Source organism: Pseudarthrobacter sp. AL07, from assembly GCF_029960665.1.
Taxonomy (GTDB): Bacteria; Actinomycetota; Actinomycetes; order Actinomycetales; family Micrococcaceae; genus Arthrobacter.
In genome coordinates, this window is record NZ_JASBRB010000012.1 from 74941 (window position 1) to 96740 (window position 21800).

Sequence of the window (21800 nt, forward strand, 5' to 3'; positions counted from 1 at the left end):
GGGCGAATGCGCAGTGACCGTTATTGTCGGTCAAGCGCGTCAAGCAGCCGTTTGACCGAGCTTCCAAGGTTCCATTCAACGGCGAGACGCTCCAGTTCGGCGCGCGATTCGCCGTCGACCGGGTGCAGCTGTGCTCCCGCTTCCTCGAGGGTGGGAACATTGAGGTCGCGCACGATTTTCACAACCGTTGGCGCGACCGTAAGGTAGTCGGCGGCAGCGGCCAGCTTGGACTGCACGGACGCGGATACCCCGCCTCCCCCGTCAGCTGCTGCAGCGAGCAAGTTCTCCAGCGTGCCGTACTCGCCCAGGAGCGACGCGGCGGTCTTCTCACCGATGCCGGCAACGCCCGGCAGCCCGTCGGAGGCGTCGCCGCGCAGGGTCGCGTAATCGGCATATTGTTCGGGCAGCACGCGGTACTTCCCGACGACGACCGCGTCCGTCACGACTTCGAGGTTCCTCATGCCCCGCGCGGTGTAGATCACCCGCACCTGACGGTCATCGTTGACGGTCTGGAAAAGATCACGATCCCCGGTGACCACATCGACGGGGAGGTCCGCGTGGCTTGCATAGGTGCCGACGACGTCGTCGGCTTCGTGTTCCGCGGCCCCCACGATGGCGATGCCGGCGAGTTCAAGGACGCGGCGGATCATCGGAAGCTGCGCCTCAAGCGCGTCCGGGGCCACCTCAACGTCGGGAGCATCCGACACAAGTTCGGCAACCCGGTGCGACTTGTAGGTCGGGATCAGGTCCACGCGCCACTGCGGACGCCAGTCGTCGTCCCAGCATGCAACCAGATGCGTGGCCCCGTAATCCGTGGTGAGGCGGGCGATCATGTCCAGGAGGCCGCGAACCGCGTTCACCGGCGTTCCGTCTGCGCGGCAGATGGTGTCCGGCAAGCCATAAAAGGCGCGAAAGTACAGGGACGCAGTATCAAGCAGCATCAGGCGGTGTGGCATACCTGATCCTGACACGGAAGCAGCTGCGCGGCTATCGGCAGGACCCGTGCCGCATCGCCGTGCAGCCAGGACAGGGCATGGAACGCGCAACTTCCTCAACGCCGCAGGAGCATCGCGGTGCCTGCACAAACAGCGAGGACCAACACTGCTGACTCCCCACGCCTCCCGACCGTTTGGTCCAGCAAGTTGCTTTGATCCCGACGGCTGCCCGGTCCGTGCATGCCGTCAGGGAGAATAGTCATCATGACCCTTACGACATTCGCCCTGATCCGTCATGGCCAGACAGACTGGAATGCGCAGCGTCGGCTCCAGGGGGCCACCGACATTCCGCTGAACGACGTCGGCCGTGGCCAGGCGCGCGACGCCGTTGGCGTCCTGTCTGGCTATGAGTGGGACGCGATCGTGTCCTCGCCGCTTAGCCGAGCCGCGGAAACGGCCAAGGTGATAGCAGACGGGTTGGGGCTGAGCGTTACCCGGCATATTCCGTCGCTCGCCGAACGCAGCTTCGGACAGGCCGAGGGCCTGCAGGCCGGCCTCGAGCTGGAGGCTGTGCGCATACCCGGCGGTTACCGCGGCGCCGAAACCGAGGATGACGCGGCCGCTCGCGGGTTGGGGGCGCTGGAAGCACTGGCCCATGAATTCTCCGGCCGACGCGTCCTGGTGGTAGCCCACGGCACGCTCCTTCGGGTCAGCCTCAACCTCGCTATCGGCCGCACCCTGCACAGGATCGACAACGCGGTGCTGAATCTGGCCCACCACCATGTCACCGAGGGCTGGCACCTCGAATACTTCAACGGTAAACGCATGGTGGCTGCAGCCCAGGGCTGAGAACCCAGGCGTCCGCCTTAACCTCGCAGGTTTGGGGATCGCCAGAGGTCCTGGACCGACACTACAGCGAGGCCCCGGAACGCGGCGAGCTCCTTCAGGAGTTCGCCGGCAGGATTGAGCCGGCCACTGAAGTCCGAGATTCTTTTGGCCTGGAGGCATTGATCGGCCTCTACGAAAGCCGAAAGGTTGTCCAGATTCCGCTCCATGGATTCAAGGTTGGCGCGCATCCGCTCCAGGAGCCTCTTCGGTAATCCTCGTCTCGGCCAGCTGAACGGCCTGCACTTCCAGGCCTGGCTGACCGGCGCTCTGGAGACCGAAAAGAAGGCGACCACCGCCAGCGACGAGCACGTAAGCGTTTTCACCGGCGAAGTGGGCGGCAAGACCGTGGCCGAGCTCGGCGGACGCTACGCCGAAGTGGGCCATGCCGAACACCGTCGGATCTTCGGCGAGGATGTGACGGTCATCCGGCTGAAAGACGGCCGCCGCCTGCCGCAACGGCCTCACGCCCATCCTGTTCGTGGGCGAGCTTCACGCCGGTTCGCCGGAAGAGGCTGTCGCGCAATGCTCCGCGGAAATTGACAGCCGCGTCATCTATGGCGGCAGCGCCGGACCGGGCCTGATCAGCTACGCCTTCTTCTGGCAGCTCTCGGACAAGGTCGCCGAACCGCTCAGCATCCACCAGGCACTGGAGCGGACTGCGGAACTTGGTGTGGACCTGTTCCAGGTCTGCGACTACGCCCCGCTGGAAACCCCATAACGGACTCCGAGCTCGTTGCCGTCTGGGCCACCGAGGACCGGCTGGGCATCTCCCTGGAGCTCGGCACCAAGGGCATCCGCGTGGAGCACCTGCGGAAATTCCTGCACATCGCCCGGGATCCTGGGCTCGCACCTGCCGAGGACCATGTTCAACGTCCCGGGCCACCGACGGCAGGGGAAGCCGTGGCGATCTTCAAAAAGGTCCTGCCCGATTTCGAAGCCGCCGGGGTAAAGATCGCGGTGGAAACCTATGAACAGGTGCCCACCTCCCGGATCCTGGACGTGATCCGCGGCGTGGACAGCCCTTATCTGGGCATCTGCAGCGACCCGACCAACACCGTCGCGGCCCTGGAGATGCCGCGCGAGGTGATTGACGCCGTCGCGCCTTACGTCCTGAACATGCACGTCAAGGACTTCGCGTTCAGCCGCAAGGACGGCTGGGTCGGGTTCACCTATGCCTGCGCACCGCTCGGCGAAGGCCTGCTCGACTACGACTACATGGTCACCAAGTTCCAACCCCACCAAAGAAATATCAACCAGGTCATCGAACACTGGCTGCCGTGGCAGGACTCCGAGCCCGATACCATCCGCCTCGAAAAGCAGTGGACCAAACACAGCATCGAATTCCTAAGGAGCAAGTGAAATGTGAGCAGCAAAATTGACCGTCTCCGTCGTCGGAGACGGTGGCAAAACGGGAATGCGCGTTTCCCGGAACCTCCAGAAAAGCGCCCACACCGTCTTCTACAGCGAGAGCTCCCCCGCCGGCCAGGAGCGCGTCCGCGCCGAAGGCCGCGGCATCACCTCCGCTGAGGATGCCCCCAAGAACGCCGACGTGGTCATCCTCGCCGTCCCGGAAACCGTCCTCGGCATCGTCTCCGAAGGCGTACTCCCCCAGCTGAAGGCGGGCGCGATACTGCTCACCCTGGCTCGCCATGGTTGAGACCGTTGCCTGCATGATCGGCACCCTGCTCAACGAAGCGCTGCACGAGACCGTCCACACCGCCGGCGTTCCCGAGGAAGCGGCCAAGGCCATGCTGTTCGGCCACGTGCAGATCGCCCTGACCAACGCCCTCCGTGGCTCCAACCCGTTCTCCGAGCCGTGCGAAATCGCCGTCCAGTACGGCAAGGACACCATCATCAAGGACGACTGGAAGAAGATCTTCGACGCCTCCGAGCTGGACGGCATCATCGCCAAAATGCTCAAGCTGGACGTCGTCAAACGCTAGTTCCCCACGTGATCGTGCGGTGCGTGGCAATTGCCGCGCACCGGGCTATTCGTGTTTGCAGCTGAATCTCCAAGCTGGTAAAGAATTCATTGACAGAAAGTGATCGATAACTAACAACAGTGCCCACGGGTGAACGACGGCGGGAGAGACCGCCGTCGTTCACCCGCTGTCGCGCCTCCTACAGTCCGCGGGCGGGCGCGCTCAGCACGTCGTCGATCCTGCCCATGACACTGTCCGTGACGTCCTCGATCCCGCCCATCCCGTCCACCTCGGCAAGGATCCCGCGGCCGGTATACCTGGCCACCACGGCCTCCGTCTGCTGGTGGTAAAGGGCCAGCCGGTGACGGATGACGCTCTCGTTGTCATCGCTCCGCCCAGTTTCCCTGGCCCGGCCCAAAAGGCGGGAGACCAGCTCCTCGTCAACCGCGGTCAGCTGCAGGACCACTCCGAGTTTGTGTTCGCCAGCAGCGAGGATTCCGTCGAGGTAGTCCACCTGCGCCACCGTGCGAGGGTAGCCGTCCAGCAGAAATCCCTCCTTGGCGTCGTCCTGGCTGAGCCGGTTGCGCACCATCTCATTCGTGACGCTGTCCGGAACGAAGTCTCCGTTATCCATGTACTTCCGGGCCTCTAAACCCAGCGGCGTTCCGCCTTTGACGTTGGCACGGAAGATATCGCCGGTTGAAATGGCCACAACGCCGAGGCGCTCCGAAATCCGTTCCGCCTGCGTCCCCTTGCCCGAGCCGGGCGGACCCATAATCAGCATTCTCGTCATTCAATACTCCTTGCTGCCTATGTGGACGTCTTCGTCCTGGCCCGATGCTACTGATCCGGAGGTTGCGGCCGGGCTGCATCGGCGCCTGACAGCAGAGTACGACGGTGGAGGAGCCCCGCCGTCGTACTCTGCGTCTATGTGCTTTTACCGGTAGCAGTGGTGCAGCGAGCGGGCCCGGCATGGCGTCCATACAGCGCATCCGCCCCGAAGGGATCGTCTCGAGCCCGGCCTTCAGCCACGTCCCGATCGTGCCACCCGGCGCCACCATCATCTATGTCGGCGGCCAGAACGCCGTCGTCGCCAACGGCGCAATCGTCAAGATCGAGGTAAGCGTCGTCGGGGCCGATGAACGAGAAGATGTCCACCACCGTCGAGGACGCGAGAAAGGCGGCGTGCTGACACACAGATCGGGGCGCCACGGCCGACACCGAATCTGCTGCACTGACCGCTCGGCAAGCAGAACGGCAAAACCGTCATTCAAGCTGCGATCTAACCGCCAAATAGAGTTAACAGTCACAATTGGGTATGCCCGCGTCTCGACCGCAAAACAGAACCTGGACCGACAGATCGACGCGCTGCGCGGGGAGGGCATCCCCGCCCGGCACATATATTTGGACAAGAAATCCGGATCCACCACAAACCGGCCCGGACTTCATGAAGTACTCGACCAGGCCCGCGAGGGGATGTGATCGTGGTGCACACCCTGGACCGGTTGGGCCTTACGGCCCGGGACAGCCTGAACCTCATCCACGACTTGGCAGGCCGCGGCGTCGGAGTCCGGAACCTGGCTGACCCGATCCGGGTTCATTCCGCCAATCCGGAGGATCTCACGTCGCAGCTGGCGGTCGCCGAGACCCAGCCGAACGACTAAAAGTCCCCATCGTCCGCGGCGGTTCGTGCACGCGACTTCGAACAAAACGACGGTTTGTGCAGACGACTTCGAGCGCTTCCGTATCAGAAGTCGTCTGCACCCTTCCCGAGTGCTGTCACTAACCAGCAGGCCTAACGCCACGGTCGCGAATGCGTCACCGGCGGCCGAGGCCGTGGGCTCCTCCCAGAGTCGCCGCCATTCCGGTCGTCGGAAAACCGCCCGGATACCCGGCGGCCTGCCTGCCGTTCGTCCGCTCAGCTGATCTTCTCCATGCTGTGCCCGCAGCAGCACGTTGGGTTCTTGTCCCCGCCGTGGCCTTCCGCTGCACTCTTCGTCACCGTGATCTCACAGGCGTACGACGAATCCGGACAACGGTAAACCTCACCTAGTTGTAAAGCCATTTCCTTCCACCTCCTCCTCGTACGTCCCACGCTAAAACCTTGACCCGGGGGTAACGTCAATACAAAGGAGGAAATAATGGGAACCCTGCTCATGCTCACGATCGGCCGGGCCGCCAAACACACGGGCCTCACGCCCAAAGCGATCCGGCTCTACGAGCGACGCGGGCTGATCCGGACCCCGCCGCGAAGCTCCGGCGGATACCGCCTGTACACCGCGGATGATATCGACACCATGGCGTTCATCCGGCGCGCCCGCTCCCTCGGACTCGCCTTGGAGGACATAGCGGGCATCCTCACCCTGCAGGAAGAATCAGGAACGCCGCCCTGCGCAACCGTCCGCGGCATTCTCACACAACGCGTCCAGGACATAGACGACACCATCGCCCACCTGGCGGTTCTGAGATCCGCCCTGGTCGCCACGCGCGACTCCGAGTCCCTGCCCGGCGAAGCGCACGACGGATGCCCAATCGTAAATGCCGGACACCGTCGCGTGGAGAGCATTCAGACAGGTACCCGTACGAGCCGTCCAAAGCCGTGAGGTGCCCCGTGATCGCGCGGCAATCGCGGGGCAGCCTGCGCGTCGTTCCGTGCCTTTCGTCGACGCGCTGGCCGTCAAGGGCCACTGCGCAAACAGTAGCGCTAACGAACGATCGTTACCGGACATACCTCAGGACGTCAATCGGCTGAAGGAATGGTGGCCTTCCGTTCTTTTCCAGGAGCTCGTTCCTGAGGCGCGCTGCTCCGGCCGTGGCCGGAGAAAACGTTTCCTATTTTCGCGTCAGGCTCGGTCTCTTACCTCGCTGTAGCCGGGGCGGGTACCCTGAGAGTTATCATGGCCGTCTGGCCGTGGCGACGAGGGTGTCGCAGCGCTGGGGTGCGCTAAAGGAGTAAGTCCTGCCCCCCGCCATGTCATTTGAATGGCAGGAGAACAGAATGTTCGATCAGAAATTCATTACCAACGCAATGGCCCGGAGCGCGGAAGATAGCCTTGACCGCCGTCGGCTGTTCAGGGCCGCCGGCGCAGCGGGGATCGGCGGTGCGGTGGCGCTGCTCTCTGCCACGTCCGCAGCCGCCGATGGGGATCATGATGATGATCGTGATGGACCCAGTGATGCGGCCATCCTGAACTTCGCGCTGAACCTGGAATACCTTGAGGCCGAATTTTACCTGCGGGCAGTGACGGGCGTAGGTCTTGCCGACAGTCTCACCGACGGTAAGGGCAAGAAAGGCGGAGTAACCGGCGGCAGCCAGGTCCCGTTTACTGCGGGCAGCCTGATCCAGAAGTACGCCGTGGAGATCGCGGCCGATGAAGAGGCGCACGTCCGGTTCTTGCGCAGCGCCCTGGGTAAAGCCGCCGTGGCCCGCCCTCCGATCGACCTTGATGCCAGTTTCACCGCGGCCGCTCTCGCCGCCGGACTCATCACGGCGGGCCAGACCTTCAGCCCGTTCACGGACGAAACCAGTTTCCTGCTCGGGGCGTTCATTTTTGAAGACGTCGGCGTCACCGCCTATAAGGGTGCCGCCCCGTTCATCGACAACAAGACCTATCTCGAGGCGGCCGCAGGCATCCTGGCAGTGGAGGCCTACCACGCGGGCATCATTCGAACCACTATGTACGCCCGGGACCTGCAAGCACCAGCTCAGGCCATCTCGGACGCCCGCGACAGCCTGGACGGCACAACGGATCTCGATCAGGGCATCGGGACTGCCCAGGTAGCCAACCTCGTGCCCGCCGACGCCAACGCCCTGGCCTTCAGCCGTACCCCCGCGCAGGTCCTGAATATTGCCTACCTGACCGCGGAATCGGTCAAGTCCGGCGGGTTCTTCCCTGATGGCGTCAACGGAAAGCTCAACAGGAGCGGCGGCAGCTGAGGCGACAAGCTACCGCGGACGCCAACGGGAGCGGTCAAGAGCCAAGAGGCAACCGGTGATGAAAGTCTGAGGGCCGAAGGCCTGGGCCAATCCTGCCCATTCGGATTTAAAGCAGGCCGGCGAGAAGATCAGGGACGCCTTCAAGAAGGCCTCCTGCCACATAGAAGAAGGGTGCAGCTCCCATGGAGCCGCACCCTTCTTCTATCGGCCTGCTGATACGGTCCGGCTGCCTTGGTCTACCGGCGCGCAGGGTTCCACTGGGCCGCTCATCCGAGACCTCCTTCCCGCCCACGGGTTCGGGCAACGACGGCTCAGGACAACGCGCGCGTCCGCAAACATCACATCCCGCCAACCGCACCCGCCAAATCCCCCAGGTGGGCTTCATTCAGGTTGACCCAGTCATTTTGACCGGTGGACTATGGACTGCCATAGCGCCTCAGCCCTGGTGAGAACCTCTGCGAAGGTAGGGCCCTTTTCATCGGACAGAACGTCGGCGCCACTGCCCAGGACCACCCACACAGCCCCGCCAGCCATAGCCTCGGATATTTCACTTTTTCACAAGCTACCCGTGACCACCATAAGGGCCACGCCCCAGAATCCGGGGTCCAATTTCTGCGTCATTGCTTTGTCGTCACCCGACAAAATCCCGCACCGAACTGAGAACTAGCGTTTGTTCCGAGGCAATATCCGCAGCTAAGCAACCCCAAAAAAGGACTATTGATGACGATGCAGCCAGACCTTGAGGCCAACCCCGGCACTATCCTCGAAACCGCCAGGACACAGGTCCTGGAGCAGGGAATCGGCCTCTCCGAAAGCCAGCTGGTGGAAATCCTGAGGCTGCCGGACCGGGATCTGCCCGCCGCCCTGCAGATCGCCCACGAGGTCCGGCTGCGGCACTGCGGTGAGGACGTCGAGGTGGAGGGCATCATTTCCATCAAGACCGGCGGCTGCCCCGAAGATTGCCATTTCTGCAGCCAGTCCGGCCTGTTCGACTCCCCCGTCCGCGGCGTCTGGCTGGACATCCCCGAGCTGGTCAAGGCCGCGAAAGAGACCGCTGCGACCGGAGCCACCGAATTCTGCATCGTCGCCGCCGTCCGTGGTCCGGACATCAAGCTCATGAACCAGATCAAGTTCGCCATCGACAGGATCAACGAGGCAGTGGACATCAACATCGCCTGCTCATTGGGCATGCTGACCCAGCGCCAGGTGGACCAGCTCGCCGCATGGGGCGTCCACCGCTACAACCACAACTTGGAAACCGCGCGCAGCTACTTCCCCGAGGTCGTCACCACGCACAGCTACGAGGAGCGCCTGGATACCTGCAATATGGTCAAGGCCGCAGGCATGGAACTGTGCTGCGGCGCCCTGATCGGCATGGGCGAATCCCTGGAACAGCGAGCGGAACTCGCAGCCCAGCTCGCGGCCCTGGAACCCCACGAAGTCCCGCTGAACTTCCTCAACCCCCGCCCCGGAACCCCGCTGGAAAACCAGGGCATCATGGATGGCAAAGACGCCCTCCGCGCCATCGCCGCGTTCCGGCTGGCGATGCCCCGCACCGTGCTCCGCTACGCCGGCGGACGCGAGCTGACCCTCGGCGACCTCGGCACCCGCCAAGGCCTCAGGGGCGGCATCAACGCCATCATCGTCGGCAACTACTTGACCACACTGGGCCGACCGGCAGACGCCGACCTGAACCTGCTCGTCGAGCTGAACATGCCCATCAAGGAACTCCAGAAGACATTATGATCCCCAACCGATCCTCAGGCCCGACTGGATCAACCACCGGCTCCGCCGCTATGTTCTGTGGGCACTGCGGCGTACCGTCCGACGGCGGCGACAGCCCGGCGTCGGACGTTCACCACCGCTGCGGCGAACGCCTCGCAATGGAACCGCCGCGCTACTGCGCCGCCTGCCGGCGACGCATGAAAGTCCAGGTGACGCCGCTGGGCTGGACCGCCGAATGCTCCCGCCACGGAGTGCTCGCACCATGAGTGGCGAGCGCCAGCCTCGGCATCCGCCTTCAGGTTGAAGAGCTGATCAGCCACGGTCTGGTAGGGGTCTGGCCGAGCTGGTCGTTGAACTCCTGCGCGTCCCGGTAGTACTCGAGCATGGAGAGCCGGGACGCGGCCGCCGGGTCCAGGAGGACCACGGCCCTCGGGTGAAGCTGCAGCACCGACGCCGGACAGTTGGCGCTGACAGGGCCCTCCACCATCGCCTGGACGGCGGCGGCCTTGTTCTCCCCCATCGCCACGAGGACGGCCAGCTTCGCCTCGCGGATGGTCCCCAGTCCCTGGGTCAGGCACAGCCGCGGTACGCTGCCGTCCGGGAAGAACCGGGCGTTGTCAGTGCGGGTGGCTCCCGCCAGGGTCTTTACCCGGGTCCGCGAGGCAAGTGACGACGTCGGTTCGTTGAACCCGATGTGGCCGTTCGCGCCGATGCCCAGGATCTGGATGTCCACTCCCCCGGCCGCCGCAATCGCTGCATCGTAGCGTTCTGCCTCGGCAACGAGGTCCGCCGCGTCGCCCTGCGGGGTGAAAAGCTGCTCCAGGGGCAGGCCGACCTGGTCTACGAACTCGCGCCGGATGGTGGAGTAGTACGACCGCCTATGTTCCTTTGGCAGTCCTGCGTACTCGTCGAGCGTGAAGCCGGTGACTTGGCCGAAGCTGAGCTGTTCCTCGTGGTGCCGTCGGATGAGCTCCTGGTAGGTGGAACTCGGGGAGCCTCCGGTGGCCAGGCCCAGGACCGCCGGACCCCTCCGCACCCTGGCCTCAATGATGTCTGCCGCCCGGGCTCCTACCTGATCGACGGACTCACACAGAACTATCTGCACGGTCTTTCCTTTCCTGCGTTTGTGATGTGCCGGCACGGTAGGCCTGCACGAGGTCAAGTTCGTCGGTGGCCACCAGTATGTCCGCGCGATATCCCGCGGCGATGGCGCCAACCCTGGTGGTGCCCCGGTCAAGGCCCATCAGCCGGGCCGGCGTGGACGAAGCCGCAGCCACGGCGTCGGCGAGCGGAATCCCCCATTCGACGCAGCGGCGCACGTTTTCCAGCAGGAAACTCGTGGCCCCGGCGATCGCTCCGGTTTCCTCCCCTTCCCCGGATTGGGTCCTGTCCGACGGCGCCAGCCGCGCCACCCGGTCCTGGACCAGCACGTCCAGGCTGCCGAGGGTGTAGTGCCCATCGGACATTCCGGCCGCTGCCATCGCATCCGTGATGAGGGCAACGGAGCGGGGACCCACGAGGTTGAAAACCATGCGGACGATTTCCGGGTCGAGATGCACACCGTCGGCAATCAGCTCAAGCACCATGTGCCCAGGTGACTGCTCGGCGGCCTGCAGCATCACCGCGACGGGCCCGGCAGCCCGGTGGCCCAGCGAAGGCATCCGGTTGAACAGGTGCGTGGCCGACCACTGGCGGTCACCACCACCAGCACCGCCATCAGCGCCCAGGACTTCCCGGGTGCGGGATGCCGTAGCGGCGGTGTGCCCAAGGGAAGGCACAACGCCGTGTTCCCGGCAGAGCTGCACCAGCTCAGCAAAGTACGGGGTTTCGGGGGCCAGGGTCAGTGACCGCACGGTCCCGCGCCCCGTCTCAAGCCACTGCTTCAGGAGCGCCGGATCGCCGTCGATGATGGCTGCAGGGTCCTGGGCCCCGCACATGCTCTTGGTGATGAACGGCCCTTCCAGGTGCAAGCCGGCCAGGGCGCCTTCTGCCACCACGTCCCGCAGCGCCGCGATCTGCTCCAGCAGCACGGGCGACGGCGCCGAAACGAGCGAGGCGAGTACCGACGTCGTGCCTTCCGAGGCGTGATGGGCGGCGGCCAGCCTGGCCCCGTCAGCGTCCGCGGAAAAGGTGTGCCCCACGGCACCGTGGCAGTGCACGTCCACGAGCCCGGGCAGGATCAGCGGCACCAGCCGGACCTCGGAGTCGAATCCTCCCGGCAGGTCCGACGTCGGGCCGCACCACCGGATGGTTCCCCCGGCCATCACCACGGTGCCGTCGTCAATCACTGCGTCGCCTGGGTGGCCGGTGACGAGGCGGCCCCGCAGCGCCACCACGCCGTCGTCCCCGCCGCTCCGGGCCGACAAAAGCTCAGCTTGCATCGGCCTTGGCCATGGAGCCGTTCTCGTCGGTTTCATCTTCGCGGCCCATGGTGCGCAGGTTCCAGCGGCGGATCACAAAGCGGAACACCACATAGTAGATGGCGGCATAGACCAGCCCGATCGGGATCAGCCACAGCGGGTTCTGTGCGATGCCGAAGTTCAGGACGTAATCGATGGCCCCGGCGGAGAAGCCAAACCCGTGGTGGATGCCCAGGAAGTTGACCAGCATCATGGACGTTCCGGTGAGGAAGGCGTGCACGATGTACAGCGGCCAGGCGACGAACATAAACGAGAACTCGAGCGGTTCGGTGATGCCCGTGAGGAAGGCGGTGAGGCCGGTGGAGAGCATCACGCCGCCCACGATCTTCCGCTGCGACGGCTTGGCTTCCTGCCAGATGGCCAGAGCGGCGGCGGGCAGGGCGAACATCATGATGGGGAAGAAGCCGGTCATAAAGACGCCGGCGGTAGGGTCCCCGGCGAAGAACCGGTTCAGGTCACCATGGGCGCCGTTGTAGTCACCAAGGATGAACCACACGACGGAGTTCAGGATGTGGTGCAGTCCCAGCGGGATCAGCAGCCGGTTGAGGGTGCCGTAGACCCCGCTGCCCACCACGGTGTTGTCCGCCACTGCGTTGCCGACGGCCGTGAGTCCGGTGTTGAAATACGGGTAGATAAGTGCCAGGACCACGCCGATCACAATCGCGGCGAAGGACGTCAGAATGGGCACCAGCCGGCGGCCGGCGAAGAAGCCCAGCCAGTCCGGCAGGGTGGTGCGGTGGAAGCGCTGCCAGAGCAACGCCGTCGTCAGGCCCATCACGATACCGGCCAGCACACCGTAGTTGATGACGGGATCTTTCCCGCCTTCCGGGGCCGCGCCCATCACCAGCGGCGCCATGACCTTGAAGACGTTGGTCAGGACCAGGTACCCGACGACGGCCGCGAGGGCCGTGGATCCGTCACCCTTCTTGGCGAATCCGAAGGAGATACCGACGGCGAAGAGCAGCGGCAGGTTCTCGAACAGGGCGCCACCGGCGGCACCGATGACCTGGGCGACGGTGGTCAGGGATTCGAACCTGCCCAACAGGTCGTCCTGGCCCAGACGGAGCAGGAGCGCTGCCGCGGGGAGGGCGGCGATGGGCAGCATGAGGCTTCGGCCGAAGCGCTGCATGTTCTGCAGGGCCTTGCCGCTGCCCTTGGCCTTTTCCGGCGCCGCGGCGCCGGCTGTGGGGTTTTCCGTTGTCATGATGTTCCTCGTCTCGAAGAGGGTGGTGCTTGTGCGGGGATGCTTGATTCAGTAGAGTCTAGCTAACTGGTTATAACCAGTGACAACCATCACTGTGAAGGGCGCCGGCCACAGTTGTCAACCTCAAGCTCCAAATTGGCTTCCGGAACCACCGCCCCTCACCGCTCACCAACACAGGGAGTAAACATGTCCAAAGCAGAAATCATCCTCGCCGCCCTTGGCGGCGCCGGGAACGTCGAAGAGATCGAAGGGTGCATCACCCGCCTGCGCACCGAAGTGGTGGACGCCGGCCGCGTGGACGAGGCCGCCCTCAAGGCCGCCGGCGCCCACGGCGTGATGATGTCCGGCACAGTGGTCCAAGTAGTGGTGGGCCCGGAAGCCGAGAGCCTCGCCGAAGACATCCAGGATCTGATGTGAGCCGTTCTGACGTGACCGCACCTGAATTGGGCACGGAAACAACCGCTCAAATTATCAGCGTGGCCTCGCCGCTGCCCGGGAGGCTCATCCCGCTGAGCGAAGTGCCGGACCCGGTGTTCGCGAAAGGGCTCGTGGGCGGCGGCGCAGCCGTTATCCCTGATGACGACGCCGGCGTGATCACCGCTGTGGCGCCCCTTGACGGCAAGGTGGTCAAGGTCATGCCGCACGCCTACATCGTCCAGCACGCGTCTGGGCCCGCCGTGCTGGTGCACGTCGGAATCGACACCGTACGCCTGAAGGGCGAGGGCTTCACGGTGATCGCGCAGAAGGGCGACCAGGTCCGCGCCGGCGATCCCATGATCACCGTGGACGTTACCCTGGTCCGATCAAAGGACCTGAGCATGTGCAGTCCCGTGGTGATCCTGGACAGCGCGGCGGACGCCATCGAAGCGGCGGCATCCGGCGGGCGCGTGGAAGCAGGCGCACGCCTGTTCGATCTTCCCGGAAAATAGGAGACATGGATACAGCAGGGGAACTGAAACACGTCTGGCTCAGAAGGCAACTCCAGGACCTGGTGTCCAGCACGCTGCGGCCCGGCGATGCCCTGCTGGGCGAACGACAGCTGGAGGAGCAGTTCGGGGTTTCTCGGATCACAGTCCGCCGGGCCATCTCGGACCTGGTCCAGGACGGGGCGCTGGTTCGGATCAAGGGGAAAGGGACCTTCGTTTCGCACGGGCTGGTCCGTTCCACCCTGCACCTGGCTTCCTTCAACGAGGACATGCGGCAGGCAGGCTTCGTGCCCAGTACACGGGTCATCAACGTGTCCACGGCAGTGCCCCCTGCGGCGGCCGCCGAACATCTGGGGCTGGCTCCGGAACAGCCCGCCTACCGGGTCCGGCGGCTCCGCCTGGCCAACGGAGCACCAGTCAGCGTCGATGAGTCGTGGCTGCCGCCGGACCTGCTGCCGGATCTGCTCTCGTCAGATCTGACCGGGTCCCTGTACCGGGCTTTGGGAGCCGCCGGGCACCCGGTCCAACAGGCAGAGCAGACCGTAGGGGCCGCCGCGGCGTCAGTGGAATCGGCTGCCCTGCTGGACATCGCGCCGGGAGCACCCGTCCTGCTCTTCAAGCGCCGTTCCTTCACCGGGACCGAGGAACCGGGCACTCCCATCGAGTACGCCATCTCCACGTACCGCTCGGACCGGTACCAGGTCTCGATGCGCCTGGCGCTGGGCTGACCCGGCGTCACACGGGTGATCGTGCAGGTCGGCGCCACCACAGTCACCGAAGCGATCTTCCGCGCTGGTGAGAACGGGAGCGGCGCCGTCACCAACCGCCACGCGTAGGCGTATGTCCCTTTCGGGCCGCGTCGGGCATAGCCATCTCGGCCCGCAGGCCCAGGAGCCGGATCGGACGGCCCGCTTCGATTCCGGCTGCGAGGTCCAATGCCCGCGCGAGGATTTCGTTCCGGTCGAATGTCTCGGGTATCTTCTTCGCGTGGGTCTTGGTGACGAACGGTGCGTACCGTACCTTCAGGGTCAGGCCCACCACGGGCCGATCTTCGGCCACAACGTCCTCAAAGACACGCGCTGTCAGCTCCCGCACGGCCTCGTCCACCTGGGCGGGCTCGGTCAGGTCCCGCTGGAAGGTAGTCTCGCGGCTATGCCTGCGGGCAACCCACGGGGTATCGTCCACAACGCTGGCGCCGTCCCCGTGCCCGAGCTCCGCGTACCACGGACCCATCCTGGGGCCGAACTCCGCAACCAGGTCCTGCGGGTCGGACGCGGCGAGCTCGGCAACGGTGTTGATGCCGAGCTTGGCCAGCCGGCCGGACACTTTGGTTCCGACGCCCCACAGGTCCTTGGTGGGCCGGCTACCCATGACGTCGAGCCAGTTCCCGGCGGTAAGACGGAAGACACCGGCCGGCTTGCCGAAACCGGTGGCGACCTTGGCCCGGACCAACGTGTCGCCGATGCCCACGCTGCAATGCAGCTGCGTTCGCTCCAGGACAGCTGCCTGCACCTGCCGGGCGTAGGCTTCCGGGTCCTCCGCCTCGGTGCCTACAAAGGCTTCATCCCAGCCCAGCACCTGCACGGTGGTGCCGGACAGCGCGCGCAGGGTAGCCATCACCGTTTCAGACGCCGCGAGGTATGCCTCATGATCGACGGGCAGGATCACAGCGTCGGGCACTTTCCGGGCCGCAACGCGCAGGGGCATTCCGGAACCCACACCGAACGCCCTGGCTTCGTAGGATGCAGTCGACACCACAGCCCGTTCCGTGGGATCGCCGCGACCGCCGACAATGATCGGCTTGCCCGCAAGCTCCGGCCGCCGGAGCACCTCGACCGCCGCGATGAACTGGTCAAGATCGACGTGCAGCACCCACCGGAATCCGCTCACGCCACCAGTCTGCCCTAAACATCCCCGGCGGGCATCGGCTCTCCATCGAGACGGCGGAAACCGCACTCGGCATGCTGCCGGGCGCGCAAGTCAGCTGATCAGTACTCGCCCTTAATCGACGAAGTAGGAACCGCGGATAACACCTGCCAGCTTTGATTTCTGGCGGGCGAACATGAAACGTGATGGCAGTTCCGCCGGAATCTCCATGCCGTCAGCCAGTTTGAATCCGACCGCTCGCTTTCCGCCGTCCTCGATGCTGTACATGACGTTGACCGACAGCCCCGACTCTCGTAGAACACGTAGTCCATCCGCAAACCGTTGACGTCGAAGGCGGCTGCTTCGAGCGGGTGGGAGCGGATCACGAGCTGGTCTAGCCTGACGAACATGGCCGAGGCAGCCCCGCACGCATGCGCGTGGATCGGGACGTTCGCCTGGACCGCGATCGCCCTCGCAACGGTCCTCGCGTTCGTGCAGGGCATGGGAATTCCTGACTCAGAGGGGGCCGGGGCCGCCGCCCTGATAGCGCGGCGGCCCCGGCAGGATATGACGAGAAGGTCCGCAGCTACATTCCGGGAATCTGCTGGCCCTCGTGGACCTCGATTTCGCTGCCCGGCATATTCAGGTGCGGGTGCTGCTTGGCGAGTTCCAGGGCTGCCTCAGAAGTCTCGGCTTCGATGAGGCTATACCCGGAGACCTCGAGCTGGCTCGGCGCTGTGGCTCCACCCGGCGAAACGGTCAGACGGCGACGGTCCGGCCGGAAATGGTCACCAAGGCCAGGCCCTCCACATAGTCCGTGACGACGTCGGACACGACCAGGTGCTGGCCGCTTGCCTTCGCGAAGTCCCACGCATGGACCATCGACTCAAGGTTCAGGATGCTGGCCACCATTGTGGCGGGAAGTTTGGCGAAGCCCATATCGATCGTGCCATCAAGGCCGCGGCGGGCGAACGCTTCCAGCGTGGTCTGCGCAAGTTCGGCGATGCGGACCTCGGGAGCCGCATCGACCCGGTCCGTGGCAGCGGACCATTCGTCCGGGCCGGCCCCGGAATCCGACAAGGTCTCCGCGACCAGACGTCCCAGGTAGTGGTTCCAGCCTTCGGCGTGTGCCGTGGACTGCTCAGGCGTGAGGCCCTCATGCACCAGGCGCAACGACGTACCGCCGTCGACCGGCTCCAGCGTGATGGTGACCGTGGACGCACCGGGCGGCAGGTCCGTGCCGGACTCCCAGCCCCAAGTGAACACGATGCGCTTGCCCGGCTCGATTTCCTGGAACGTACCAGCCGCGTGGTGGCCCGGGATGATGGTCCAGCGGTATTCGCCCCCTACGCGAAGGTCCACACTGGCGGCCACCGTCTTCCAGCGGCGCAGGCGTTCTGGCTGCGTGATCAGGGCGAAAGCTTCGTCGGCGTCGACGGGCAGGTGGATGGTTTTGTCGAAGCTCATGAGAGCGGTCCTTTGTCTTGAAGCGAAGTACCTAGCGGGGTGGTGCGGACTTGCCTGGACCGTGCCGACCTGCTGCCAATGCGGCCGCGTCCGCGGCCAGCAAATCCAGTTCGTCGGTCCAGAACTGCTCGACCAGTGCACGGAGCCGGCCCATGCCCTCGGGGTTGAGCCGGTAAAACCTGTTCCGCCCTTCTTTGCGCGCAATAACCAGGCCTGCCTGTTCCAGTAGCAGCAGGTGCTGGGAGACCGCCGAGCGGCTGACCGTGAAGTGGGCGGCCAACTCCCCCACGGACTGTTCCTGGCGGGCCAGGAGACGCAGCAACCGCCGCCGGCTCGGCTCCGCAGCGATCTCCAAGGCATCCAACACTATGAATGCGTTAATTCTGACTAACGCATTAAGCAAGGCCTCGCGATCGAAAATGGCGCGCACTTTTGACGATTACTGGAGCGCGTGTACAGCTATGAGCCAACAACAACTGGACTGCGGCGCAGCTTGTTCGGGACTTGTAAGGATTCCACCCGCGTCAACTGCTGCCGGGGTTGGCATGATGAGGTCATGGACTATCCCTCGGAATCCCTGGCCCGCGTCGGCATTATTGGCGGCACCGGCCTGTACCGGCTGCCCGGGGCGGCCGTGCTGGAAACGTTGGACGCCTCGACGCCGTTTGGCCCGCCGTCCAGCCCCGTCACCGTTGCCCGGCTGCCTGCACGGGACGGTCCCGGAGGTGCGGACGGCCCGGTGGTCGTGTTCCTGAGCCGGCACGGCCGCGGACACAGCATTGCCCCGCAGCAGATCAACCACCGTGCCAACTTCTGGGCGTTCAAGAGCATGGGTGTGGAGGCTGTCATCTCGTCCGCGGCAGTGGGCGGACTGGTTCCGAGCCACGGAACCGGGACCTTTGCCGTACCCGACCAGTTTCTGGACAGGACCTGGGGCCGGGCGGACACTTTCTACGACGGCTCGCTGCCCACCGGCGTGCAGCACCTGCCCGCCGCCGAGCCCTACAGTGCCCCGCTGCGTGCCGCACTCATCGACGCTCTCGAGGTGCAGCGCGAACAATTCGCACCCGCTGCAACCGTGGCTGTCACCAACGGGCCACGCTTTTCCACCAAGGCCGAGTCGGCAGCCCTGGTCCGGGCCGGTGCGCATCTCGTCAGCATGACCCAATACCCCGAGCCGGTGCTGGCGGCGGAGCTGAACATGCATTTCGCGGCGCTGGCGTTCATCACCGACGCCGACACCGGCCACGACGGTTCCGAGCCCGTGACCGCGGAGCTGGTACTCGGCCGCCTGGCGGCCGCGCGGCCGCGGATTCTGGCCGTGCTATCCGAGGCGGCGAGGAGAGTATCCGCAGGGCTGGCCTGCGTGGAAACGGCGGACGTCGGCGGATTCCCGCGGATGGCCCTTATGCCCGCCGACGCCGTCGCCACTGTGATGGGCGCCGCCAGCCCGGTAAGCCCCGGTACTGCACGGAGCAGGCCGTGAAAATTCTGGTCACAGGCGGAGCCGGTTTCATTGGCGGCCACATCGTCGAAGCCGCCCTGGCCCGCGGCTGGGAGGTCCGGACCCTGGATTCGCTGGATCCGGTGGTGCATCCGGTCAGGCCTGCAGCAGATCCCGGCGCGTCTTTGCTGGTGGGCGACGTTGGCGATGCATCCACCGTTGCTGCGGCTTTGGAGGGGATCGACGTCGTTGTCCATCAGAGCGCCAAGGTGGGCCTCGGCGTCGACTTCTCCGATGCGCCGGACTATGTCCGCAACAATGACCTGGCCACGGCCGTACTCCTGGCAGGCATGGCCTCGGCCGGCAGGGACAAACTGGTGCTCGCTTCCTCCATGGTGGTCTATGGCGAGGGCGCCTACACGGACTCATCCGGCCGGCTGGTGCGGCCCGGCCCACGCCGGGTGGAGGACATGAAGCTCGGAATCTTTGACCCACGGGACCCTGTCACCGGCGAGGTCCTGCTGCCCACACTGGTCTCCGAAGGCGCGGTGCTGGACCCGCGCAACGTCTATGCTGCCTCCAAACTGGCCCAGGAAAACCTGGCATCGGTCTGGGCCCGTACAACCGGAGGCACTGCCGCGGCCCTGCGGTACCACAACGTCTATGGCCCCCGGATGCCCAGGGACACACCCTATGCGGGCGTGGCCAGCCTGTTCCGCTCGGCCCTGGCCCGCGGGCAGGCGCCGCGGGTGTTCGAGGACGGCGGCCAGCGCCGTAGCTTCATCCACGTGGCGGACGTTGCGGAGGCAAACCTGTGCGCCGTTGAAGCGCTGGCGGCAGGCGGGGTCATGGCGGCAGGCAGTATGAGGGCGTACAACGTGGGAGCCTCGGAGGTCCACACCATTGGTCAGGTGGCGGGCGCCCTGAGCGCTGTTGGCGGCGGCCCGGTCCCCGTGATCACAGGGGACTTCCGGCTGGGCGACGTCCGGCACATCACCGCGAGCTCTGCACGGGCCAAAGCCGAACTGGGTTGGGCTCCGCGGCATGCGTTTGAGGACGGCATGCGTGAGTTCGCCACCGCCCCGCTGCGCGGGGAACTGCCCTAGACGGCTGGTCCCAGACCCTCCTGGCCGGCGGGGATCCGCAACCGGAACCGGCACCCACCCCCAACGTTGGCAACCTCCAGAGTGCCACCGTGGGCCTGCACGATGCCGTGGACAATGCTTAGGCCAACCCCTGCGCCGCTGTATCGCGATTTGGTGCGACCGGCGTCCTTCTGCCAGCCCGCGGTGAGCATCCGGGGCAGGTCCTCCGCCGGGATCCCGCCGCAGCCGTCGCGCACCTCTACTACCGCCTCGCCAGCGGCGGAGTTCACGGCAATGGACACGGTGCTTCCACGAGCACTGTACAGAATGCCGTTGAGGACCACATTGCGGATGGCCCGGGACAACGACGCGCCATCTGCAGCCACCAACGTGGGGGCAACGGCGTCGCCGTTGATGGCAATGGCACGGCCGGCCGCAACAGGGGCGAGGTCGGCAATTGCGTCGCTGACGACGTCGTACAGGTCCAAGGGCCGGTGGTCCAGCACCAAGGTTCCAGCCTGGATCTTGGAGAGCTCGAGCAGGTCATTGACCAGCACGGCCATCTGGTCGGTCTGGCCGATTATTCGCTGGTGGTAGCCGGAAACATCCTCGGCAATGCCATCCTCCAGCGCCTCGGCCATGGCGCGCATGCTGGCCAGCGGGGTACGCAGATCGTGGGAAACCCAGGCCACCAGTTCGCGCCGTGCAGCCTCCACTGCCTGTTCCCGTTGTCTGGATTCTTCGAGTTTATGGCTGGTGGCAGCAAGCTCGGCGGCCAACGCGGACAGTTCCGAGGTCATTTTCCGTTGCGGTGCCACGGGCTCTCCGCGGCCGATTCTGGCCGCATCCCCGGCCAGGCGGTTGGTGTTCCTTGCCAGCCCGACTCCCAAGAGCACTGCGACCACCGTGGCAACGACCGAGGCGATCGCCAGGATGAACCACATCACCTGAAGATCCGCCTCCGAGATGAACATGGCGTTGAAGGCGCTCACCATCCCTGCCACCAGGATGGCGATGGTGGCCAGGACCACGAGCAGGATCTGCACCACAATGGAGGTCCTGCCGAGCAGGCGCTGCAGCACCACAGTCACGGCGCCGATGGCCAACGCCCATGACAGCACAACCGTGACAATGATGAACAGATCGCCGCTAGTCATGGCTGGCCGGCTCCGTGCCGTCGTCGAACCTGTACCCCACGCCCCACACCGTTTTCAGCAGCACGGGCGTGGTGGGGTTGGCTTCGATTTTTTCGCGCAGCCGGCGCACGTGCACTGTCACCGTTGACAGATCGCCAAAGTCCCAGCCCCAGACGGCCTTGATGAGTACGTCGCGGCTGAAGACCTGGTTGGGGCGGCGCAAAAAGAACGCCAGAAGATCAAATTCCCTAGCTGTCAGTATGAGGTTCTTATCGCGGTATCTGACAATGCGCGAGGCCGGGTTGAGGGCAAAGCCGGCCAGCTCCACGGGCGGTTCCGGGGTGAATTCCTTGACGCTGCGGCGCAGCACGGACTTCACCCGAAGCACCAGCTCACGGGGCGAGAAGGGCTTGGTGACGTAGTCATCAGCGCCCATTTCCAGGCCCAGGATGCGGTCGTCTTCGGTGCCCAGCGCGGTGAGCATGATGATGGGCATGGAGTGGGTGAGCCGGATCCGCCGGCATACCTCAGCCCCGTCCAAACCAGGCAGCATACGGTCCAGGATGATCAGGTCCGGGTTGTGCGTCCGGGCCAGGTGCAGGGCACTGAATCCGTCACCTGCCGTATCAACCTGGAAACCAGCCAGCACCAAATAGTCGTGAACCACCTGGGCGATGGTGGCCTCGTCTTCAACGAGCAGGACGCGCCGGTTGCCAACGTCCCCTGGGTCCGCGTCGGGCTGAACACTATTCACGTTCCCAGCATAGGTTCGTGGACGCCACTTTGGGTCTGCATAGGGCTTCCGGAGGGCAAGCGTCCCGGTTTCGTAAGCATTTCCACCTGCC

Annotated in this window: 24 protein-coding genes and 4 pseudogenes; 15 read left to right on the plus strand and 13 right to left on the minus strand. The window is 65.1% G+C overall.

Annotation, left to right across the window (positions count from 1 at the left end; all coding sequences use genetic code 11):
* Positions 1-20: 20 nt before the first annotated feature.
* Positions 21-956 (minus strand): 5'-3' exonuclease, encoded by a 936-nt coding sequence (locus QK290_RS11485; protein ID WP_282330783.1) that lies wholly within the window; start codon positions 954-956, stop codon positions 21-23.
* A 243-nt stretch (positions 957-1199) separates the two neighbouring features.
* Between QK290_RS11485 and QK290_RS11490 the strand changes: the two genes are divergently transcribed.
* Positions 1200-1784: a histidine phosphatase family protein gene (locus QK290_RS11490; RefSeq protein ID WP_282330784.1), complete on the plus strand. Its 585-nt coding sequence runs from the start codon at positions 1200-1202 to the stop codon at positions 1782-1784.
* Positions 1785-1801: 17 nt separating this feature from the next.
* Here QK290_RS11490 and QK290_RS11495 read toward each other — a convergent pair whose 3' ends face one another.
* A complete protein-coding gene (locus QK290_RS11495) occupies positions 1802-2011 on the minus strand; it encodes a hypothetical protein (RefSeq protein ID WP_282330814.1) in 210 nt (69 codons plus the stop codon).
* On the opposite strand from QK290_RS11495, the gene QK290_RS11500 reads away from it, so the two are divergent.
* The 4 genes and pseudogenes from QK290_RS11500 (at position 1989) to QK290_RS11515 (ending at position 3766) form a co-directional block, all read left to right on the plus strand.
* Entirely contained in the window at positions 1989-2363 is a 375-nt protein-coding gene (locus QK290_RS11500; RefSeq protein WP_282330785.1) for a triose-phosphate isomerase, read from the plus strand. The genes QK290_RS11495 and QK290_RS11500 overlap by 23 nt on opposite strands.
* Positions 2302-2541 carry a hypothetical protein gene (locus tag QK290_RS11505; protein ID WP_282330786.1) on the plus strand — a complete coding sequence of 80 codons (240 nt, stop codon included), beginning with the start codon at positions 2302-2304 and terminating at the stop codon, positions 2539-2541. Before QK290_RS11500 ends, QK290_RS11505 begins: the two co-directional genes overlap by 62 nt.
* An 80-nt stretch (positions 2542-2621) precedes the next feature.
* Positions 2622-3182 (plus strand): TIM barrel protein, encoded by a 561-nt coding sequence (locus QK290_RS11510; protein WP_282330787.1) that lies wholly within the window; start codon positions 2622-2624, stop codon positions 3180-3182.
* Positions 3183-3237: 55 nt separating this feature from the next.
* Positions 3238-3766: pseudogene (locus QK290_RS11515) on the plus strand (phosphogluconate dehydrogenase C-terminal domain-containing protein).
* A gap of 178 nt (positions 3767-3944) precedes the next feature.
* Here QK290_RS11515 and QK290_RS11520 read toward each other — a convergent pair.
* Complete coding sequence (locus QK290_RS11520; RefSeq protein WP_282330811.1) at positions 3945-4529, minus strand: adenylate kinase; 585 nt, start codon at positions 4527-4529, stop codon at positions 3945-3947.
* Between the two features lie 188 nt (positions 4530-4717).
* Between QK290_RS11520 and QK290_RS11525 the strand changes: the two are divergent.
* The 5 genes and pseudogenes from QK290_RS11525 to bioB form a co-directional block, all read left to right on the plus strand.
* Positions 4718-4855, plus strand: a pseudogene (locus QK290_RS11525) (RidA family protein); the annotation flags it as partial.
* Between the two features lie 75 nt (positions 4856-4930).
* Positions 4931-5409 (plus strand): annotated as a pseudogene (locus tag QK290_RS11530) (recombinase family protein).
* Positions 5410-5886: 477 nt separating this feature from the next.
* Entirely contained in the window at positions 5887-6348 is a 462-nt protein-coding gene (locus QK290_RS11535) for a MerR family transcriptional regulator (protein WP_282330788.1), read from the plus strand.
* A 395-nt stretch (positions 6349-6743) separates the two neighbouring features.
* Positions 6744-7682, plus strand: coding sequence for a ferritin-like domain-containing protein (locus tag QK290_RS11540; RefSeq protein ID WP_282330789.1), 939 nt, complete (start codon positions 6744-6746; stop codon positions 7680-7682).
* A gap of 720 nt (positions 7683-8402) precedes the next feature.
* Entirely contained in the window at positions 8403-9428 is a 1026-nt protein-coding gene (gene bioB, locus QK290_RS11545; RefSeq protein ID WP_282330790.1) for a biotin synthase BioB, read from the plus strand.
* A gap of 29 nt (positions 9429-9457) precedes the next feature.
* Here bioB and QK290_RS11550 read toward each other — a convergent pair whose 3' ends face one another.
* The 4 genes from QK290_RS11550 to QK290_RS11565 are packed head-to-tail and all read right to left on the minus strand — an operon-like array spanning position 9458 to position 13031.
* Positions 9458-9727, minus strand: coding sequence for a hypothetical protein (locus tag QK290_RS11550; RefSeq protein ID WP_282330815.1), 270 nt, complete (start codon positions 9725-9727; stop codon positions 9458-9460).
* On the minus strand, positions 9703-10512 hold the full coding sequence (nagB, locus tag QK290_RS11555) for a glucosamine-6-phosphate deaminase (protein ID WP_282330791.1): 810 nt from the start codon (positions 10510-10512) through the stop codon (positions 9703-9705). Before nagB ends, QK290_RS11550 begins: the two co-directional genes overlap by 25 nt.
* Positions 10493-11788 (minus strand): amidohydrolase family protein, encoded by a 1296-nt coding sequence (locus QK290_RS11560; protein WP_282330792.1) that lies wholly within the window; start codon positions 11786-11788, stop codon positions 10493-10495. Before QK290_RS11560 ends, nagB begins: the two co-directional genes overlap by 20 nt.
* Positions 11778-13031: a PTS transporter subunit EIIC gene (locus QK290_RS11565; RefSeq protein WP_282330793.1), complete on the minus strand. Its 1254-nt coding sequence runs from the start codon at positions 13029-13031 to the stop codon at positions 11778-11780. Before QK290_RS11565 ends, QK290_RS11560 begins: the two co-directional genes overlap by 11 nt.
* A gap of 186 nt (positions 13032-13217) precedes the next feature.
* Here QK290_RS11565 and QK290_RS11570 point away from each other — a divergent pair, with 186 nt between their 5' ends.
* Genes QK290_RS11570 through QK290_RS11580 form a run of 3 tightly spaced genes read left to right on the plus strand, consistent with a single transcriptional unit; the run spans position 13218 to position 14685 of the window.
* Entirely contained in the window at positions 13218-13448 is a 231-nt protein-coding gene (locus QK290_RS11570; RefSeq protein ID WP_193342966.1) for a PTS glucose/sucrose transporter subunit IIB, read from the plus strand.
* Complete coding sequence (locus QK290_RS11575) at positions 13445-13960, plus strand: PTS glucose transporter subunit IIA (RefSeq protein ID WP_282330794.1); 516 nt, start codon at positions 13445-13447, stop codon at positions 13958-13960. Before QK290_RS11570 ends, QK290_RS11575 begins: the two co-directional genes overlap by 4 nt.
* A 5-nt stretch (positions 13961-13965) precedes the next feature.
* A complete protein-coding gene (locus QK290_RS11580) occupies positions 13966-14685 on the plus strand; it encodes a GntR family transcriptional regulator (protein ID WP_282330795.1) in 720 nt (239 codons plus the stop codon).
* Positions 14686-14773: 88 nt separating this feature from the next.
* On the opposite strand, the gene QK290_RS11585 is transcribed toward QK290_RS11580, so the two are convergent.
* The 4 genes and pseudogenes from QK290_RS11585 to QK290_RS11600 all read right to left on the minus strand — a co-directional run bounded on the left by QK290_RS11585 (position 14774) and on the right by QK290_RS11600 (position 17657).
* A complete protein-coding gene (locus QK290_RS11585; RefSeq protein WP_282330812.1) occupies positions 14774-15829 on the minus strand; it encodes a DNA polymerase IV in 1056 nt (351 codons plus the stop codon).
* Positions 15830-15958: 129 nt separating this feature from the next.
* Positions 15959-16212, minus strand: a pseudogene (locus tag QK290_RS11590) (phage tail protein); the annotation flags it as partial.
* 370 nt (positions 16213-16582) lie between these two features.
* The gene (locus QK290_RS11595) at positions 16583-17290 is read right to left on the minus strand and encodes an SRPBCC domain-containing protein (protein ID WP_282330796.1); all 708 of its coding nucleotides are present in this window, start codon (positions 17288-17290) and stop codon (positions 16583-16585) included.
* A gap of 31 nt (positions 17291-17321) precedes the next feature.
* The gene (locus tag QK290_RS11600) at positions 17322-17657 is read right to left on the minus strand and encodes a metalloregulator ArsR/SmtB family transcription factor (RefSeq protein ID WP_282330797.1); all 336 of its coding nucleotides are present in this window, start codon (positions 17655-17657) and stop codon (positions 17322-17324) included.
* Between the two features lie 189 nt (positions 17658-17846).
* On the opposite strand from QK290_RS11600, the gene QK290_RS11605 reads away from it, so the two are divergent.
* Together QK290_RS11605 and QK290_RS11610 are read left to right on the plus strand one after the other, a co-directional pair.
* A complete protein-coding gene (locus QK290_RS11605) occupies positions 17847-18776 on the plus strand; it encodes an MTAP family purine nucleoside phosphorylase (protein ID WP_282330798.1) in 930 nt (309 codons plus the stop codon).
* Positions 18773-19840: an NAD-dependent epimerase/dehydratase family protein gene (locus tag QK290_RS11610; protein WP_282330799.1), complete on the plus strand. Its 1068-nt coding sequence runs from the start codon at positions 18773-18775 to the stop codon at positions 19838-19840. The genes QK290_RS11605 and QK290_RS11610 overlap by 4 nt, the downstream gene beginning before the upstream one ends.
* On the opposite strand, the gene QK290_RS11615 is transcribed toward QK290_RS11610, so the two are convergent.
* The gene (locus tag QK290_RS11615) at positions 19837-20976 is read right to left on the minus strand and encodes a HAMP domain-containing sensor histidine kinase (RefSeq protein ID WP_282330800.1); all 1140 of its coding nucleotides are present in this window, start codon (positions 20974-20976) and stop codon (positions 19837-19839) included. The two genes, QK290_RS11610 and QK290_RS11615, sit on opposite strands and share 4 nt — an antisense overlap.
* The gene (locus QK290_RS11620; RefSeq protein WP_282330801.1) at positions 20969-21709 is read right to left on the minus strand and encodes a response regulator transcription factor; all 741 of its coding nucleotides are present in this window, start codon (positions 21707-21709) and stop codon (positions 20969-20971) included. The genes QK290_RS11615 and QK290_RS11620 overlap by 8 nt, the downstream gene beginning before the upstream one ends.
* Positions 21710-21800: the final 91 nt, after the last annotated feature.

Bases quoted from the DNA above. Each gene is read 5' to 3' on its own strand.
- QK290_RS11485 (WP_282330783.1), bottom strand. From the start codon at position 956: ATGCCACACCGCCTGATGCTGCTTGATACTGCGTCCCTGTACTTTCGC.
- QK290_RS11490 (WP_282330784.1), top strand. From the start codon at position 1,200: ATGACCCTTACGACATTCGCCCTGATCCGTCATGGCCAGACAGACTGG.
- QK290_RS11500 (WP_282330785.1), top strand. From the start codon at position 1,989: ATGGATTCAAGGTTGGCGCGCATCCGCTCCAGGAGCCTCTTCGGTAAT.
- QK290_RS11495 (WP_282330814.1), bottom strand. From the start codon at position 2,011: ATGCGCGCCAACCTTGAATCCATGGAGCGGAATCTGGACAACCTTTCG.
- QK290_RS11520 (WP_282330811.1), bottom strand. From the start codon at position 4,529: ATGCTGATTATGGGTCCGCCCGGCTCGGGCAAGGGGACGCAGGCGGAA.
- QK290_RS11535 (WP_282330788.1), top strand. From the start codon at position 5,887: ATGGGAACCCTGCTCATGCTCACGATCGGCCGGGCCGCCAAACACACG.
- QK290_RS11540 (WP_282330789.1), top strand. From the start codon at position 6,744: ATGTTCGATCAGAAATTCATTACCAACGCAATGGCCCGGAGCGCGGAA.
- bioB (WP_282330790.1), top strand. From the start codon at position 8,403: ATGACGATGCAGCCAGACCTTGAGGCCAACCCCGGCACTATCCTCGAA.
- QK290_RS11560 (WP_282330792.1), bottom strand. From the start codon at position 11,788: ATGCAAGCTGAGCTTTTGTCGGCCCGGAGCGGCGGGGACGACGGCGTG.
- QK290_RS11565 (WP_282330793.1), bottom strand. From the start codon at position 13,031: ATGACAACGGAAAACCCCACAGCCGGCGCCGCGGCGCCGGAAAAGGCC.
- QK290_RS11570 (WP_193342966.1), top strand. From the start codon at position 13,218: ATGTCCAAAGCAGAAATCATCCTCGCCGCCCTTGGCGGCGCCGGGAAC.
- QK290_RS11580 (WP_282330795.1), top strand. From the start codon at position 13,966: ATGGATACAGCAGGGGAACTGAAACACGTCTGGCTCAGAAGGCAACTC.
- QK290_RS11595 (WP_282330796.1), bottom strand. From the start codon at position 17,290: ATGAGCTTCGACAAAACCATCCACCTGCCCGTCGACGCCGACGAAGCT.
- QK290_RS11605 (WP_282330798.1), top strand. From the start codon at position 17,847: ATGGACTATCCCTCGGAATCCCTGGCCCGCGTCGGCATTATTGGCGGC.
- QK290_RS11615 (WP_282330800.1), bottom strand. From the start codon at position 20,976: ATGACTAGCGGCGATCTGTTCATCATTGTCACGGTTGTGCTGTCATGG.